The organism is Pseudomonas sp. GL_091 (assembly GCF_057837725.1).
Window position 1 is genome coordinate 5567892 of the sequence record NZ_CM174451.1, and the last position, 15109, is coordinate 5583000.

Here is a 15109-nt window from a genome sequence, read left to right on the forward strand (position 1 = left end):
GGAGCGAGCCTGCTCGCGATTGAAAGCGACGCGGTATCCCTCAGGTACGCATCCCGCGCCCGCTGACCAGCAACCGCGCACTACCGAGATACAACACCGCGGTCGCGACCAGCATGAAGGCGATGGCCACGCTGATGCGGATATCCGATACACCGAGGATGCCGTAACGGAATGCGTTGACCATGTGCAGCACCGGGTTGGCCAGGGACACGGTCTGCCAGAACGGCGGCAGCAAGGTGATCGAGTAGAAGACCCCGCCCAGGTAGGTCAGTGGTGTCAGCACGAAAGTCGGAATGATCGAAATGTCATCGAAGTTGCGCGCAAACACGGCGTTGATGAAGCCCAGCAGCGAGAAGATCGTCGCGGTCAGCACCACTACCAGAATGGTCACGCCAAGGTGATGCACCTGCAAATGGGTGAAGAACAGCGACAGCAGGGTCACGATGATCCCCACCATCAAGCCACGCAGCACGCCACCCAGGGTGTAGCCGATCAGAATGGTGTGCGGCGACAGCGGCGAGACCATCAGTTCTTCAATGGAACGCTGGAACTTGCTGCCGAAGAAACTCGACACCACGTTGCCGTAGGAGTTGGTGATCACCGACATCATGATCAGCCCCGGCACGATGTACTCCATGTAAGTGAAGCCACCCATGTCGCCGATTTGCCGGCCGATCAGATTACCGAAGATCACGAAGTACAGGACCATGGTGATGGCCGGCGGCAGCAAGGTCTGCGGCCAGATCCGGGTGAAACGCCGGACTTCACGGTAAACGATGGTGTTGAGTGCTACGAGGTTGGGGCGCAGCTCGGAACTCATACCGCCACCTTCGACAGATTTTTCTCCACCAGGGACACGAACAACTCCTCGAGGCGATTGGTTTTGTTGCGCAGGCTCAGCACTTCAATGTTCTGCTGCGCCAACTGGGTGAACAACGCGGTGATGCCCATGGACTTGTCCACCTGGACTTCCAGGGTGTGACTATCGACCAGTCTGGCCGGGTAGCCGATCAACTGAGGCGCCACTTGCAACGTGTTCTTCATATCCAGCAGGAACGTTTCCACATGCAATTGGCTAAGCAACTGCTTCATGCTGGTGTTCTCGACGATGGTGCCGTGGTCGATGATGCCGATGTTGCGGCACAACTGCTCAGCCTCTTCCAGGTAGTGGGTGGTGAGGATGATGGTGATGCCTTTCTGGTTCAGCTCGGTGAGGAAGCTCCACATCGAGCGACGCAGTTCGATGTCCACCCCGGCAGTCGGTTCGTCGAGGATCAGCAGGCGTGGTTCATGCACCAGCGCACGGGCAATCATCAGGCGACGCTTCATGCCGCCGGACAGTGAACGCGACGGCACGTCCTTCTTGTCCCACAGGCCGAGTTGGGTCAGGTACTGCTCGGCGCGCTCCTTGGCGATTTTCGCCGGGATGCCGTAGTAGCCGGCCTGGGTCACGACGATGTCGAAGGTCTTTTCGAACTGGTTGAAGTTGAATTCCTGAGGCACCACGCCGATGGAACGCTTGAGCTGCGCAGGATTCCTGTCCAGGTCGTGACCGAAGATATTCACCGTGCCGCTGGTCTTGTTCACCAGGGTCGAGAGAATGCCGATGGTCGTGGATTTGCCGGCGCCGTTGGGGCCGAGCAAGGCGAAGAAGTCACCTTCGGCGACATCCAGATCGATACCACTCAGGGCCTGGAAACCGTTGCCGTAGGTTTTGGTTAGCTGCCGGATGGACAGAGCGGAACTCATATCTGATTTACGCACCAAGAAGGGAGGAAAGGGATAAGTATGGGCGGCGGCGAACAATACAGCCGCAGCGAACCAGCACAATGGTGCTTGTCGCCGCCACACAAGTACAGTCAAGCGTGTCGATAGTGAGTATTAAGTCAACGCGGTCATGACCGCCTTTTGATACGCCGGACGCTGTTTCAACCGTGCGTACCAGGCCTCCAGGTGGGGTTGCAGCGCACGCTCGATCGGCATCTCGAACCAGGCATAAATGAAACTGCCCAGGGGAATATCGCCCATGCCGATCTCGTCTCCGGACAGGTAGGGCTTGTTCGCCAACGCCTGATCGGCCATCGCCAGCAGCGTGTCGCATTCTTTGATCGCCGCCTTGATGGCGGTCCAGTCCTGCTGGTCTGCCGGGGTACGCAGCACGCCCCAGAACACGGTGCGGAACGGGCCGGCAAAGCTTGAGGTGGTCCAGTCCATCCACTTATCGGCAGTGGCGCGGGCCTTAAGATTGTTCGGGTACCAGGCCGTGCCGTCAGCATGCAAGGCCATCAGGTAACGCACGATGGCGTTGGATTCCCACAACACAAAACCGTCGTCTTCAATGACAGGCACGCGACCATTGGGATTCATGGCGCGGTATTCGGGCGTATCGACGACACCAAAGGCACCACCTGCGTCGATAGCCTCGTAGGCCAGCCCCAGTTCTTCGGCGGCCCACAATGGTTTTCTGACATTCGACGAGTTTTTCCGACCCCAGATCTTCAGCATGACCGCCTCTTTTTCGGTAAGTGGGCAGGCAGCATACGCCGGATCAGGCGCGACTCAAATCGCTCTGCATGTCACCCAACAGCGCTTGCTGTTGCTCTCCGAACAGGTGCGGATAGCATTTTTCCAAGTGTTCGAAAAAGAACGTTTCAGGTACGTCGGCGAACTGGCCGTGATCGACGAGGTACTCCATCAGCTTCGCGCCATCGCGGTTGAAGGGATGAAAAACGCTGTCGTTGATCCCGTCGAACTCCAGCGGCGCCACATTGAACAGGTCGCAGAGTTTGCGGTTGAACGCTGGTGTCGCCTTGACCCAGCGATCCCGCAAATAGAATTCGGTGTAGCCGTGCATGGCGAACATGTCGCTCTTGAGCAACTCAAGCAGCCGTGGCGTCGACAAATGATTGCGCACATCCGCCAGGCCGATCCGTGCGGGAATCCCGCAATGCCGCGCTGCACCTGCCAGCAGCGTGGCCTTGGGCACGCAGTAACTCTCCCCGGCCGCCAGCGCATAACTGCCGCGCAGGGTCTGCGGATCGCGACTGAATGTGTACGGGTTGTAGCGCACCGCTTCGCGCACGGCGTAATAGAGACTGATCGCCTGCTCTAGCGGATCGCGACTGGCGCCACGGTGTTGTTCGGCGAACTCCACCACGGACGGATGGTCACTATCGATGAAGCGGCCGGGACTCAGATACTCGTGCATGAGAATAATCTCCTGGGGAAGCCCCGAGTCTAGCGAGAGCTTCAGCACAGAGATAACGACATTTCGGCCAAACATGGGCGCATTGCCGCTCGCTCAATGAACGTTTTTCCCACGATTCCAAACACATCGCTCCAACCAGCCTGTTTCGCGGATGCCGTCTAAGCTCTGTGGGCTGGTTCGCCCTGGTTTCACGGAGGAATGAATATGCTGCTGTTGTGGATACTGGTTCTGCTGGTCGGGATTGCTTATTTGGCCCATCGCCGCATCGCCCCACTGCCCGCCCTGAGCATCGTGGCCGTCTATGTCGTGGCAATGGGCGCTTTCAGCCGCGCGCCGGGCTGGTTGTTGCTGGTTTACTGGGTATTGATCGCCGCCGTCGCCGCGCCCTTGCTGCTGCCCGACCTGCGCCGCAAATTATTCAGCGCGCCGATGTTCAACTGGTTCCAGAAAACCCTGCCGCCCATGTCGCAAACCGAGCGCGATGCCATTGACGCCGGCACGGTCTGGTGGGACGGCGAACTGTTCAGCGGCCGTCCAGACTGGAACAAGCTGCTGTCCTATCCCAAGGCGCAATTGAATGAAGAGGAACAGGCTTTCATCGATGGGCCGACCGACGCACTCTGCGCCATGGTCAATGAATGGCAGCTCGGTCAAACCATGGACCTGTCGCCGCAAGTCTGGACGTTCATCAAGGACAACGGCTTTTTCGCCTTGATCATCCCCAAGGAGTTTGGCGGCAAGGGCTTCTCCGCCTATGCCCACTCGCAAGTGGCGATGAAACTGGCGAGCCACAGCGGCGACCTCGCCTCCACCGTGATGGTCCCCAACTCCCTCGGCCCGGCCGAACTGTTGCTGCATTACGGCACCGACGAACAACGCAATCATTACCTGCCACGCCTGGCACGCGGCGATGACATCCCGTGCTTTGCCCTCACCGGCCCCTTGGCCGGCTCCGACGCCGGCGGCATGCCGGACTCCGGGGTGATCTGCAAAGGTGAATGGGAGGGCCAGGAAGTCCTCGGCCTGCGCCTGAACTGGGAAAAGCGCTACATCACCCTCGGCCCGGTGGCCACCCTCCTCGGCCTGGCCTTCAAGGCCTACGACCCGGATCACCTGCTGGGCGACAAGGAAGACCTGGGCATCAGCCTGGCACTGATTCCGACCGACATCGCCGGTGTCGAAATCGGCCGCCGGCACCTGCCGTTGGGCGCCGCGTTCATGAATGGCCCGAACTCAGGCAAGGACGTGTTCGTTCCCCTGAAGTTCCTCATCGGCGGCCAGGAGATGCTCGGCAAGGGTTGGATGATGCTGATGAATTGCCTGTCGGTCGGGCGTTCGATTTCCCTGCCGGCGGTGGGCACTGGCATGGCCAAGTTCACCAGTCTGGTGACGGGCCAATACGCTCAGGTTCGCGAGCAGTTCAATGTGCCGATTGCCACTTTCGAAGGCATTCAGGAAGCCATGGCGCGCATTGGTGGCAACACCTGGATGATGGACGCCGCCCGCATGCTGACCGCCAACGCGGTCGATCTGGGCGAGAAACCGTCGGTGCTGTCGGCGATTCTCAAGTACCACCTGACCGAGCGCGGCCGCGACTGCATCAGCGATGCCATGGATGTGCACGGCGGCAAGGCGATCATCATGGGGCCGAACAATTACCTCGGCCGCAAATGGAATTGCGCGCCGATTTTCATCACTGTCGAAGGCGCGAACATTCTCTCGCGCAACCTGATGATCTTCGGCCAGGGCGCGATTCGCTGCCATCCCTTCGTGCTCAAGGAAATGGCCCTCGCCGGCCGTGAAGACAAGGATCAGGCGCTCAGAGAATTCGATGGTCTGCTGCTCAAGCACATCGGTTTTGCCGTGAGCAACGCCGCCAGCACACTGGTGCTCAATCTCGGTTTCGGCCACCTCGAACACACCCCGGGCGACAAACTCAGCCAGGGGTATTTCCGCGCCCTCAATCGTCAGGCCGCTGCATTCGCCCTGCTCGCCGACCTCAGCATGATGCTGCTGGGTGGTGAACTGAAACGCCGCGAACGCCTGTCCGCACGGCTGGGTGACGTGCTGAGCAACCTCTACCTGGCCTCGGCCGCACTCAAGCGCTACAGCGATCTCGACTCACCGCAGTACATGACACCGCTGCTGGCCTGGGCCATGGAAGAAAGCCTGGGCCAGGCGGATCGGGCCATGGATGAGCTGTTGAATAATTTCCCGAACAAAGTCGTCGGCTGCCTGTTGCGGGTGATCGTGTTCCCGTTCGGTCGCCGGCACAAAGGGCCATCGGACAAACTCGGTGCCGAAGTCGCTGGGTTGATTGGCCGTGCCAAGGGTGACCCAGCCCTGGAGGAATTGCTCCTGGGTTGCTATCGCCCACAAGCGAGCGACGATCCGGTCGGGGCATTGCAACACGCCTGCAATCTGTTGAGCGCCGCACAACCGCTGCAGAAAAAACTGCACGTGGCACTCAAGAGTGGCCAGGTCAAACCGCTGGCCGGCGAGTCGGTGATCGATGCCGCGCTCGAGGCTGGCGTGTTGCAGCCGGTGGAAGCCCAAACCCTGCGTGAAGCCGAAGCGGCCCGGCGCAAGGTGATCGATGTCGATGACTTTGATCAAAAGGCTTTGGCACTGGCCAAGGGAAAAGTCCGCTGATCCCTTCAAGCATGTAAAAACGGGCGCAGGCGCTTTATACTCCCGCGCCCGTTTTGCTCTTGAGGACTTATCTCGTGTCCAACATCGTTGCCGATCATCTCGTTTTACTCGACCACCTGCGCAGCATCCTGGTCGCCGTAGGTGAGGCCGAGCAGGTTCCCGACGAAAGTCATGCCTTGTTCCTTGAGCGCTTCGACGAGCTGCTTGCATCGCTGCCGATCGACCCGATCGAAAGCCAGTACCTGGGCCAGGACATCCTGTGCCAGGTCATCACGCGCTATCCGCAAATCGCTCACCTGGTCCCGCGCGACCTGCTGTGGTATTTCGCCGGTGACTGCCTGCATTACATGCCCGATGATGAAATCGACCTGTATCAGGCACTGGAAGAGCGCCGTTTCGAAGCCGAACAGAACGACGAGCCTTTCGACTGGAACCAGGAAAAGCAGCTGCTGGCGTTGTCAAACCAGGACAGCAAGCACTGATCTTCAATCAGTGATGCCAAAGGCCCGCATGCTTGAGCATGCGGGCCTTTTTTGTTTATGGCCTTCAGCGCACCCGTCAATTTCAGGCAACCGCACTGTGCTGCGACCTTGCCCACCCGCCTATCTCCAGCCTTTGCACCAATGGTTTTGTTTAAATTCATGGCACTTTGGTTTGATTGAACTACCTTCAAACAATAAGAAGTCATGACGGCTCGATTTTCCACGTCAGCTTCAGTGATCAGACAGCGGATTGGCAAAAGGAGTTACCTCACCATGATCCTGGCAGGCGTTTTTCGGCTCTGTACCTTCAGTGCCGATGACTTTCCGGGGGAACCAGGTCGGCCCATAGGCGCGAGTATTGCTCCGACGGGCAGTCCAGGTAACCGGATCACTAAAAACCGTTTCAGCAAAGGTCGCTCGCTATCCCGCCAGATCAGCGAAGTGCGCCCGTTCGTGTGTAGCGCGCAAAGAATAACGTCAGGGCCATGGATGAGTGGTCTGGCGCATTGGGGGGGATAGCCCGATCCCCGTGAAGTGATCCGAGACAACTCAGTCCGCCTAAAGACGGTCTATCCAGTGAGGATGTACTTAATGAGCCTTCGTACCGTGCCCGCTTTCAAGCGAATTTTCCATGGCCTGTTCTGGATGGGCCTCAGCGTGGATGCGGCTCAGGCCGCGCCGGCCAATTGCCCGCAATTGGATAATTGGCCGACAACGTACGAGGTCGGTCAGGGGCTGCAGAGTGAACTGCGCAGCCCCGTTCCGGTAACGCAACTGGCAGTGGGTGACCCGAAGATTGCCGACGTGCAACCCAGCGGCAGCAACGCGTTCATACTCACGGGCCTTGCGCCGGGGACCACCAGCCTGATGGTCTGGACCGCCTGTTCGAAAACGCCGCGCCAAAGCATGGTGTTCGTCAAGGGCAAGGCCACGGCGGCGCTGGCCAGCGTGCCGTCGGTGCCCTCCGACGACCCGCTGCTGCCGAGCCAGGTGCAGACCGATATCCGCTTCGTTGAAGTCAGCCGGACCAAGCTCAAGGAAGCCTCCGCCTCGATTTTCGGCATTCGCGGCAACTTCCTGTTCGGTTCGCCGAGAACCTTGCCCACCATCGGCGGCATTGTCACACCGGTGGTACCGGTGAATAACAACAACTTCAACCTCACTTTTGCAACCGGCAATACCCTGGTGGCGCTCAACGCGCTGGAAGGCAGCGGTTTCGCCTACACCCTGGCGCGGCCAAGCCTGGTAGCGCTCAGCGGGCAGAGTGCGAGCTTCCTGGCCGGCGGTGAAATACCGATTCCGGTGCCCAGTTCAGGCAGCGATAACGTGTCCATCGAGTACAAGGAATTCGGTATCCGCCTGACCCTGACGCCGACCATCGTCGGGAAAAACCGTATCGCGCTGAAGGTGGCGCCGGAAGTCAGTGAACTGGACTTCACCAACGCCGTGAGCATCGCCGGCACGGTAGTCCCGGCCCTGACCGTGCGCCGTACCGATACCAGCATCTCCCTGGCCGACGGCGAAAGCTTCGTCATCAGCGGCCTGATCAGCTCCCACAACGACTCCCAGGTGAACAAGTTTCCGGGGCTGGGCGATATCCCGGTTCTGGGCGCGTTTTTCCGCGACAACACCATCAACCGTGAAGAGCGCGAACTGCTGATGATCGTCACCCCGCATCTGGTCCAGCCACTGGCGGCCAATGCACAACTACCGTCATTGCCTGGCGAGCAGCTGCGCAATTACGACCCGAACTTCTACCGCATGTTTTTCCTGGAAAATGGCGACTTCGACAGTCTCAGCGGGCTCTCGCAATGAACCGAAGCCTGAACCAGACTTGCCTCGCCCTCACGCGTAATGGTGACTTTGCACGCTTGCCGGGCCAGCTGTATTGCCATTGGCCAGGCGTTCAACGTGTTGTAGCCAGGGGACATTCGATGAAAGCAGTCATTGCAATAGCGGCGACATTAATGCTCGCAGGTTGTGCCAGCAATGGCCTGTCTTCGCGACCGGCCAGCTGTGCCAAGCCCGGTTCGGAGCAGGAACTGTCCTTGAACCTGGCCGACAACATGGCCGAAGAAGGCCGTTTGTATGCCAGCCTGGCGAATCTGGAAGGTTTGCCGGATAACCTGGTCCAGGTTCGCCTGCGCAAGGCTCGGGTGCTGCGCTTGATGGGGCGTAGCGGCGACGCGCAGCCGTTGTACGAAAGCTTGCTCGGCACCTGTCTGGCGGCTGAAGGGGAACATGGCCTGGGCCAGTTGGCCGCCGCCAAAAATGATAACGCCAACGCTGCCACTCACCTTGAGCGTGCGGTGAAGATGGCCCCCACCGACGACAGGATGCGCAATGACCTGGGAGTCGTCTACCTCAATCAGCGACGGATCCCTGAAGCACGCTTTGAGTTCATGACCGCCATGGAGCTCAAACAGGCAAACACACTGGCGGCACTCAATATGGTGACGCTGCTGATCTACCAGGATAACTGGAAGGCGGCTGCCGACCTCGTGACCCGCGCCGACTTGAGCCCCAAGCAAGTCGTAGAGGCTCAAACCCGCGCGGAAAAACTCAAGGCCTCCGCCAAAAAAGTGGTGGCTACCGATGGGAATCGCAAGACTGAGGTAGCCGATGCCGCTACCAGTGCGAACAAGTAGAACGTACGAGGAGTCGAGATGAATACCAAAAGGCTGTTGATCGTGTGCATGGCTTGCCTGTCCACCACTGCCTGGGCCATTGAGCCGGGCCCCTCTTCGCCGTATCAACAAGGCACCGAACAGTGGTTGCAGCTGCAGATTCGCGGTGTGGTTGCCTCCACTAAACTGCAAACCGCTTCGGCCACCGAACGTGACCTGGCCATGCAGCGCTGGCTGAATAGCTTCAACTACCCGATTCCGCAATATTTTGACCAGGATGCAGCGGGACAAATGACCATCGGCAACTGAGGCCTGTCGATGGGTGATCAGCCTCTGGCGTAGTCCGGAGTGGCCTGGCTGCAAAGCCGGGCTTGATGTCGTGTACAGGAAAAGCAGTGGTATCTACACATAATTAACCTTGGCCGGATTACCCCGGAGCAGAGGTGTAGATCCATGGCAGGAAAGTGCAGATCAGGTTCGGGTAGCAAGGCCATCGCACTCGACAGCCTCCGGCTGTTTTACCTCACCCGAATGCTTTGAGTACCCCAATCAAGGCGGGGCCGATAGCGACCAGAAAGAAACTCGGCCATAGACAGAAAATCAGTGGAAATATGAGCTTGGTACCGATTTTCGCCCCCATCTCTTCGGCGGCCTGCGTACGCCGGTCACGGAACTCTTCGGCATAGATGCGCAAGGTGTCGGCCACGCTGGTACCAAAACGGATACTCTGCGCCAACAGGCTGACCAGACCTTGTACGTCATCCAGGCCAGTGCGCACAGCCAGTTGCTTGAGCGCCGCGGTACTGGAAATACCCGCGCGGATTTGTGCATTGACCAGGGCCAGCTCTTCAGCCAGTTCGACCTGACTGACCGACATCTCCTCAGCCACCCGTTCGATGGTCGCGGGCAAGGCCAGGCCCGACTCCACGCACACCACCATCAGATCCAGCGCATCCGGAAACGCGGCGCGCAGCCGGCCTTGTCGCTTCTGTTTGCGCTTGGCGACATACAGCGCTGGCACCGACCATCCGATACCCGCCACCAAGCCCACCAACAGCAGCCCCATGATCAGGGAAACCTTGGGAATCATCGGCAACAGCAGCAACGTAATACCGATCAATAACAGCGGTAACATCAAGCGCACTGCCCAGTACATCTGCACCGCCGACGAGGAGCGGTACCCCGCATGCATCAACAGTGTCTGGGTGGCGGATGTTTGAGCCGACTCGGCCGAGGCAAAGCGCTGGCCGACCCGCTCCAGCAACAGTTGCAGGTTACCCGGAGCTTCCTGCCCGGTCGCGTTGCCTAAATGACCACGCTTGATCAGCGCCAGACGACGCTGCACGGGATCCTGAAGCCCCATCATCAGCAGGATCACGGCACCCACCGCAAGTACCGTACTCAAACCAATCGCGCCAAGGAACAACAGGCGCGCCATCTCCTCGTTCCCCGTGACCCGACTGAATAACCCGAGTAAAAAATCCATGGCCTGTACCTCCCGGTAGCTAATACCGCTTAAACCTGAATCCGGATAATTTTGCGAATCCAGAAAATCCCGACCAACATGGCACCAAAAGCCCAAAATATCAGCTTATGGCCCATCGGATCATTGAGCAGCAATGGCATGTATTTAGGGGTAATGAACAAAATCACAGCCGCCAGTACGAAGGGAATGGCCACCAGTATCCAGGCCGACATCCGCCCTTCGGCCGACAGGGTTTTGACCTTGCGCTGAAAGCGGAAGCGCCCGCGGATCAGCAGACTCAGACGCTCCAGCACCTCGGTCAGATTACCGCCAGTCTCGCGATGGATAAGGAGCGAGGTCACCAGCATCATCACCGTCATGCTTGGCATCCTCTCCAGCAGACCGAGCATGGCCCGGCGCACATCGTTGCCATAGTTGATATCGGCGAACGTCAGGCCGAACTCATGAGCGACCGGCCCCTTGTGTTCCTCGGCCACCAGGCGCAGGGTTTCGTTGAAGGGGTGTCCGGCGCGCAAAGCGCGACACATCGCGTCCAGCGCATCCGGCAGGCCTTCCTCGAACTCAGCGAAACGCTTGCCACGGTCGCGAGAGATTTTCAGTATGGGTAACCAGAAGACCGCGAAACCCACCAGCAGCGCCATCCACCAGACTGACCAAACCATCCAGATCAAGATACCCGCCCAGACTCCCAGCACCAGCCCGAGCAGCAATACCCGATAGGCCCGGTATTCGTGCCCGGACTGCTCAATCATTTGCGTCAATGCCTCCATTAAAGGCAGCTGCTCAAGCCTGGCCTCCAATGGCGACAAACGCGTCAGGTATTTCTGTCGCAACACGGTCTGCATACTGGACTGATTGTTGGCTTTCTCCAGTACATGCAAGCGGCCACGAATACGCTTGCGCATCTTGCCGGCCTCGCCGAATACCGGCACCGCCACGCCCTGGGACAGGAGGAAGACGGCAATAAACACCATGCCGAGGAACATCAGAATGAATTCACCAGGAACCTGGTTCATGATTGCCGTGCCTCCATCCACTCAGGCCTGAACATTGCAAGCGGCAGCTCGATACCGCGCTTGGCCAGCACATCGCGGAAGGCGGGGATCATGCCGCTGGGCCGAAACTCACCGAGTACTTCGCCGTTTTCGCCCACGCCGTGGCGCATGAAGGAGAAGATTTCGGTCATGGTGATGATCTCGCCCTCCATGCCGTTGATCTCCTGCACGCTGACCAGGCGGCGCTTGCCGTCCTCCTGGCGTTCCAGCTGGATGACCACTCCAATGGCCGAAGCGATCTGTTGGCGCATGGCCTTGATCGGAAAGGTCGCCCCGGTCATCGACACCATATTCTCGATTCGCCCCAATGCATCGCGCGCGGTGTTGGCGTGGATCGTGGTCAGCGAGCCGTCGTGACCGGTGTTCATCGCTGTCAGCATGTCCAGCGCCTCGGCGCCGCGCACTTCGCCGATCACGATGCGGTCCGGCCGCATCCGCAGGCTGTTGCGCACCAACTCCCGCTGGCTCACCTCGCCGCGCCCCTCGATATTCGAAGGCCGGGTTTCCAGGCGCACCACATGGGGCTGCTGCAGTTGCAGTTCAGCCGAATCCTCGATGGTGACGATCCGCTCGTTGTGCGGAATGAAACTGGACAGCACATTGAGCATGGTGGTCTTGCCGCTGCCGGTACCGCCGGAAATCAGCACGTTCAAGCGCCCACGGACAATCGCCTTGAGCAGCAGGGCAATGGCCGGGGTCAACGCCCCCACCTGGATCAGGCTGTCGGTATTGAGCAGGTCCACCGCAAAGCGCCGGATCGACATGCTCGGGCCGTCGATGGCCAGCGGCGGAATAATCGCGTTGACCCGCGAACCGTCCTTGAGCCGCGCATCCACCAATGGCGAAGACTCGTCGATACGCCGACCCAGGCTGGAGACAATGCGGTCAATGATGTTCAGCAAATGCTGATCATCGCGAAAACGCACATCGGTGCGTTGCAGCTTGCCGAAGCGCTCGACATACACTGAGTCATGCCGGTTGACCAAAATGTCGGACACACTGTGATCGGCCAGCAGCGGTTCCAGCGGCCCCAGACCGAGTACCTCGTCGGTGATCTGCTTGATGATCAACTGGCGGCTGGAAGTACTCACCGGTGCCGAGTGTTCATCGAGCAGACGCTGGCAAATTTCGCGAATCTGCCGCGCGGCCTCTGCCTGTTCAAGGGAGTCCAGCAAGGACAGGTCCATGACCTTGAGCAACTGCTGGTAGATCTTTTCTCGCCACTCGGCCTCCACCGGGGTGACCTGACTTTTGGTTTCGTAAAGAACGTCCGGCGTTGCACGCTCCCACGCCATCACTTCCTCTGCCGGATCCAGTTGGTCGTCACCCGGCTGGTTAGCCTGCGACGAGGCGGATTTACCAGCCTGTTTGCGCAAGCGGTTACGAAAGTCGCTGATCATGGGTCACCCCCCGAAAAAACGGTTGAAGGCGCGTTTGAGCACGCTTTTTTTTCCAGCCATCTGCTTGCCGGCCAGTTCCTCGGCCACGTTGCGCAGGGCAACGGTGATCGCCGCCTTCGGCGCATGCAGAGCCAACGGCACACCCGTGTTCTGACTCTGGCTGACCAGGTTGAAGTCGTTGGGTAACTTCGCCAGGTTCGTGCAGCGCAGCGCCTCGCCGATATCCTTGAGGCTGACCGCTGCCGACTTGTCATAGCGATTGACCACTATCTGCAATTGATCCCCACGCACGCCCAGGTCTTCGCGAAGAATCCGCACCAGAGAGCTGGCATCGCGCAGATGGCTGACGCTCTGCTGCACCACCACGTACACCCGATCCACCTGTTCCAGCACAGAGCCGGTGAGGTGGTCGATTTGCCGTGGCAGATCGATCACTACCCAGTCATAGCTGGCGCGGGCCAACTGCATCAGGGTGTCAAGTTGCTCGGGTTGGGCATCCTGCGGCAGGCACAGCTCACCGGCCCGGCCACCCAGCACATGCAAGGTCGGGCTGAAGTGGCTGCAAAAACCCCGTAGCGCAACACTGTCCATGCCGTCGATCTGATGCAACACCTCCAGGTGGCTGTGGGTTTGCGCCACATCCAGGTAATGCGTCACGCTGCCAAATTGCAGGTCCATGTCCAGCAACAGGGTACTGCCACCCTTCATGCTGAGCTGCTGAGCCAGGTTGCAGGCCAGCATGGTGCCGCCGGATCCGCCCTTGGCGCTGATCACGGCGAGCAATTTCCCTTCTGTCCCACTGCCAGTCCGAACCTCCATGACCAGCCGATTCAAGGCAGCAACCAGTTCTGTCTCGGCGACGGGCTCCGGCAGCACGTCACGGGCGCCGGCCTGCATCGCCAGGCGCATGCCTTCCTGTTCGCTCAGCAGTCCGCACACCAACATCGGCGGACGTTCATGGGCCGGGCGCTGCAACAGTGCCGACAGCTCTTCACGCCACAGGTGGCTGACGCGCAACAGCAACAGATCGGGCATCCGGTCCAGGCCGTAGAGCGGGTCGACATGCCCATTGCTCACCAGGCGAGTGCTGACCTCCAGGCTGGGCATGCGTTGGCAGACGCTCTGCAGGTCGCGCAACGACGTGGCATCACGGCTGCTGATCAGCAACCGTAGCCCGGCTTTGCCGGTCGAGGTAGAGAGTGGATTTTCCTTGGTATTCAGCATGGCGTGATCTCCCCGGAATCGGAATGACGCCCGAGGCTTTCACGTGGCAACGTTGCTCTGAATGTAGGCAGCGTAAAGGGCACACCGAACCCGGGAATAAACAGATTGAAAACGAAGTTTTGCAGACTCAACCGGACATAGCGGATAGCACGAAAACCGGTGGCGCTGACCGTGTCAGCGGGGTTGGCCACCACAGCACCGTTTACGTCCAGATAGGTCAGCGTCAGATGGGTGGTGGCCAGATTGCCGATCAGCTGGCTATTACCTGCATCGCCCGCCGCGTTGAAGATCGCCCGCCGCAACACCACCGGATCGCTGATATTGCACACCGCCGCCAGGCGCGTACCACGGCGTACGGCTTCATCCAGCGCATTGACCGTGAAGTACAGGCGGCCCATTTCCACTACGCCGAACAACAGCGTGAACACCAGCAGACCAACGATGGCGAACTCCACCACATAGGTGCCGCGCATGTATTTTCTATTCATCACAGGGCCCTCATCACGGTAGTGGCGACCAGCGGAATGCCCAGTGCAATCGAATTGCCAAAAAAACCGGGAAGCGATCCGGTGCAATTGCCAGCGCCAATCACCGGGCAGAACGTGTAAGTGATGGTTACCCGCACATGGTCGGTGCCCACGGCGGCAACGACCACGTTGCCAGTCGTCAGCCCTGACACCACAGCGGTCCCGGTGTTGGCCGGCACGCCATACACCGCAACGTTTTTCGTCTGGGTCTGCAGCGTATTGCTCAGAGCGACCGCCCCCAGCGTCGAGTCCCAGGCCTGGCTGGCAACAAAACGGTCGGCATCGCGGCTGGCCTGCAGTAACAAGTTGTACTGATAGAACATGCGGCCGAATTCACCGAAGGCCAGTAACAGCAACAGCAACACCGGCAACACGAGGGTGAATTCCACAATGGCCAGACCTTGCTGGCGCTGCCGATGTTTAAATCTATGATGTCTCATGACGCCCC

General features: G+C 59.4%; 15 protein-coding genes. 5 read left to right on the forward strand and 10 right to left on the reverse strand.

The features are described 5' to 3' along the window. Window positions 1-40: 40 nt before the first annotated feature. The 4 genes from AC3ITY_RS25245 to AC3ITY_RS25260 all read right to left on the reverse strand — a co-directional run bounded on the left by AC3ITY_RS25245 (window position 41) and on the right by AC3ITY_RS25260 (window position 3208). Window positions 41-820 (reverse strand): ABC transporter permease, encoded by a 780-nt coding sequence (locus tag AC3ITY_RS25245; protein WP_046037490.1) that lies wholly within the window; start codon window positions 818-820, stop codon window positions 41-43. Next, a complete protein-coding gene (locus tag AC3ITY_RS25250; RefSeq protein WP_223534354.1) occupies window positions 817-1749 on the reverse strand; it encodes an ABC transporter ATP-binding protein in 933 nt (310 codons plus the stop codon). Before AC3ITY_RS25250 ends, AC3ITY_RS25245 begins: the two co-directional genes overlap by 4 nt. Before the next feature lie 132 nt (window positions 1750-1881). Continuing rightward, complete coding sequence (locus AC3ITY_RS25255) at window positions 1882-2505, reverse strand: glutathione S-transferase family protein (RefSeq protein WP_489305673.1); 624 nt, start codon at window positions 2503-2505, stop codon at window positions 1882-1884. Between the two features lie 43 nt (window positions 2506-2548). Next, window positions 2549-3208, reverse strand: coding sequence for a transglutaminase-like domain-containing protein (locus tag AC3ITY_RS25260; RefSeq protein WP_489305675.1), 660 nt, complete (start codon window positions 3206-3208; stop codon window positions 2549-2551). A 204-nt stretch (window positions 3209-3412) separates the two neighbouring features. On the opposite strand from AC3ITY_RS25260, the gene AC3ITY_RS25265 reads away from it, so the two are divergent. The 5 genes from AC3ITY_RS25265 to AC3ITY_RS25285 all read left to right on the forward strand — a co-directional run bounded on the left by AC3ITY_RS25265 (window position 3413) and on the right by AC3ITY_RS25285 (window position 9278). Continuing rightward, entirely contained in the window at window positions 3413-5860 is a 2448-nt protein-coding gene (locus AC3ITY_RS25265; protein ID WP_489305677.1) for an acyl-CoA dehydrogenase, read from the forward strand. Between the two features lie 74 nt (window positions 5861-5934). Continuing rightward, window positions 5935-6342, forward strand: a complete 408-nt coding sequence (locus AC3ITY_RS25270; protein ID WP_150754013.1) for a PA2817 family protein — start codon at window positions 5935-5937, stop codon at window positions 6340-6342. Window positions 6343-6933: 591 nt separating this feature from the next. Next, on the forward strand, window positions 6934-8157 hold the full coding sequence (locus AC3ITY_RS25275) for a type II and III secretion system protein family protein (RefSeq protein WP_489305679.1): 1224 nt from the start codon (window positions 6934-6936) through the stop codon (window positions 8155-8157). 119 nt (window positions 8158-8276) lie between these two features. Then, window positions 8277-8990: a tetratricopeptide repeat protein gene (locus tag AC3ITY_RS25280; RefSeq protein ID WP_489305680.1), complete on the forward strand. Its 714-nt coding sequence runs from the start codon at window positions 8277-8279 to the stop codon at window positions 8988-8990. Between the two features lie 18 nt (window positions 8991-9008). After that, entirely contained in the window at window positions 9009-9278 is a 270-nt protein-coding gene (locus tag AC3ITY_RS25285) for a DUF3613 domain-containing protein (RefSeq protein WP_489305681.1), read from the forward strand. Window positions 9279-9492: 214 nt separating this feature from the next. On the opposite strand, the gene AC3ITY_RS25290 is transcribed toward AC3ITY_RS25285, so the two are convergent. From AC3ITY_RS25290 to AC3ITY_RS25315, 6 genes are read right to left on the reverse strand one after another with little or no spacing between them, the layout of a single operon-like run. Then, a complete protein-coding gene (locus AC3ITY_RS25290; protein WP_154860335.1) occupies window positions 9493-10455 on the reverse strand; it encodes a type II secretion system F family protein in 963 nt (320 codons plus the stop codon). A gap of 29 nt (window positions 10456-10484) precedes the next feature. Next, window positions 10485-11471: a type II secretion system F family protein gene (locus tag AC3ITY_RS25295; RefSeq protein WP_154860336.1), complete on the reverse strand. Its 987-nt coding sequence runs from the start codon at window positions 11469-11471 to the stop codon at window positions 10485-10487. Further along, window positions 11468-12910: a TadA family conjugal transfer-associated ATPase gene (locus tag AC3ITY_RS25300; RefSeq protein ID WP_489305682.1), complete on the reverse strand. Its 1443-nt coding sequence runs from the start codon at window positions 12908-12910 to the stop codon at window positions 11468-11470. The genes AC3ITY_RS25295 and AC3ITY_RS25300 overlap by 4 nt, the downstream gene beginning before the upstream one ends. A gap of 3 nt (window positions 12911-12913) precedes the next feature. Next, entirely contained in the window at window positions 12914-14134 is a 1221-nt protein-coding gene (locus tag AC3ITY_RS25305) for an AAA family ATPase (RefSeq protein ID WP_489305683.1), read from the reverse strand. After that, window positions 14128-14622 (reverse strand): TadE/TadG family type IV pilus assembly protein, encoded by a 495-nt coding sequence (locus AC3ITY_RS25310; protein ID WP_489305684.1) that lies wholly within the window; start codon window positions 14620-14622, stop codon window positions 14128-14130. The genes AC3ITY_RS25305 and AC3ITY_RS25310 overlap by 7 nt, the downstream gene beginning before the upstream one ends. After that, window positions 14622-15101, reverse strand: a complete 480-nt coding sequence (locus AC3ITY_RS25315) for a TadE/TadG family type IV pilus assembly protein (protein WP_489305685.1) — start codon at window positions 15099-15101, stop codon at window positions 14622-14624. The genes AC3ITY_RS25310 and AC3ITY_RS25315 overlap by 1 nt, the downstream gene beginning before the upstream one ends. Between the last annotated feature and the right edge of the window lie 8 nt (window positions 15102-15109).

What these genes read in the sequence shown, in the direction of transcription:
- AC3ITY_RS25245 (WP_046037490.1), bottom strand. Translation starts at nt 820, where the DNA reads ATGAGTTCCGAGCTGCGCCCCAACCTCGTAGCACTCAACACCATCGTT.
- AC3ITY_RS25250 (WP_223534354.1), bottom strand. Translation starts at nt 1,749, where the DNA reads ATGAGTTCCGCTCTGTCCATCCGGCAGCTAACCAAAACCTACGGCAAC.
- AC3ITY_RS25255 (WP_489305673.1), bottom strand. Translation starts at nt 2,505, where the DNA reads ATGCTGAAGATCTGGGGTCGGAAAAACTCGTCGAATGTCAGAAAACCA.
- AC3ITY_RS25260 (WP_489305675.1), bottom strand. Translation starts at nt 3,208, where the DNA reads ATGCACGAGTATCTGAGTCCCGGCCGCTTCATCGATAGTGACCATCCG.
- AC3ITY_RS25265 (WP_489305677.1), top strand. Translation starts at nt 3,413, where the DNA reads ATGCTGCTGTTGTGGATACTGGTTCTGCTGGTCGGGATTGCTTATTTG.
- AC3ITY_RS25275 (WP_489305679.1), top strand. Translation starts at nt 6,934, where the DNA reads ATGAGCCTTCGTACCGTGCCCGCTTTCAAGCGAATTTTCCATGGCCTG.
- AC3ITY_RS25280 (WP_489305680.1), top strand. Translation starts at nt 8,277, where the DNA reads ATGAAAGCAGTCATTGCAATAGCGGCGACATTAATGCTCGCAGGTTGT.
- AC3ITY_RS25285 (WP_489305681.1), top strand. Translation starts at nt 9,009, where the DNA reads ATGAATACCAAAAGGCTGTTGATCGTGTGCATGGCTTGCCTGTCCACC.
- AC3ITY_RS25290 (WP_154860335.1), bottom strand. Translation starts at nt 10,455, where the DNA reads ATGGATTTTTTACTCGGGTTATTCAGTCGGGTCACGGGGAACGAGGAG.
- AC3ITY_RS25295 (WP_154860336.1), bottom strand. Translation starts at nt 11,471, where the DNA reads ATGAACCAGGTTCCTGGTGAATTCATTCTGATGTTCCTCGGCATGGTG.
- AC3ITY_RS25300 (WP_489305682.1), bottom strand. Translation starts at nt 12,910, where the DNA reads ATGATCAGCGACTTTCGTAACCGCTTGCGCAAACAGGCTGGTAAATCC.
- AC3ITY_RS25305 (WP_489305683.1), bottom strand. Translation starts at nt 14,134, where the DNA reads ATGCTGAATACCAAGGAAAATCCACTCTCTACCTCGACCGGCAAAGCC.
- AC3ITY_RS25310 (WP_489305684.1), bottom strand. Translation starts at nt 14,622, where the DNA reads ATGAATAGAAAATACATGCGCGGCACCTATGTGGTGGAGTTCGCCATC.
- AC3ITY_RS25315 (WP_489305685.1), bottom strand. Translation starts at nt 15,101, where the DNA reads ATGAGACATCATAGATTTAAACATCGGCAGCGCCAGCAAGGTCTGGCC.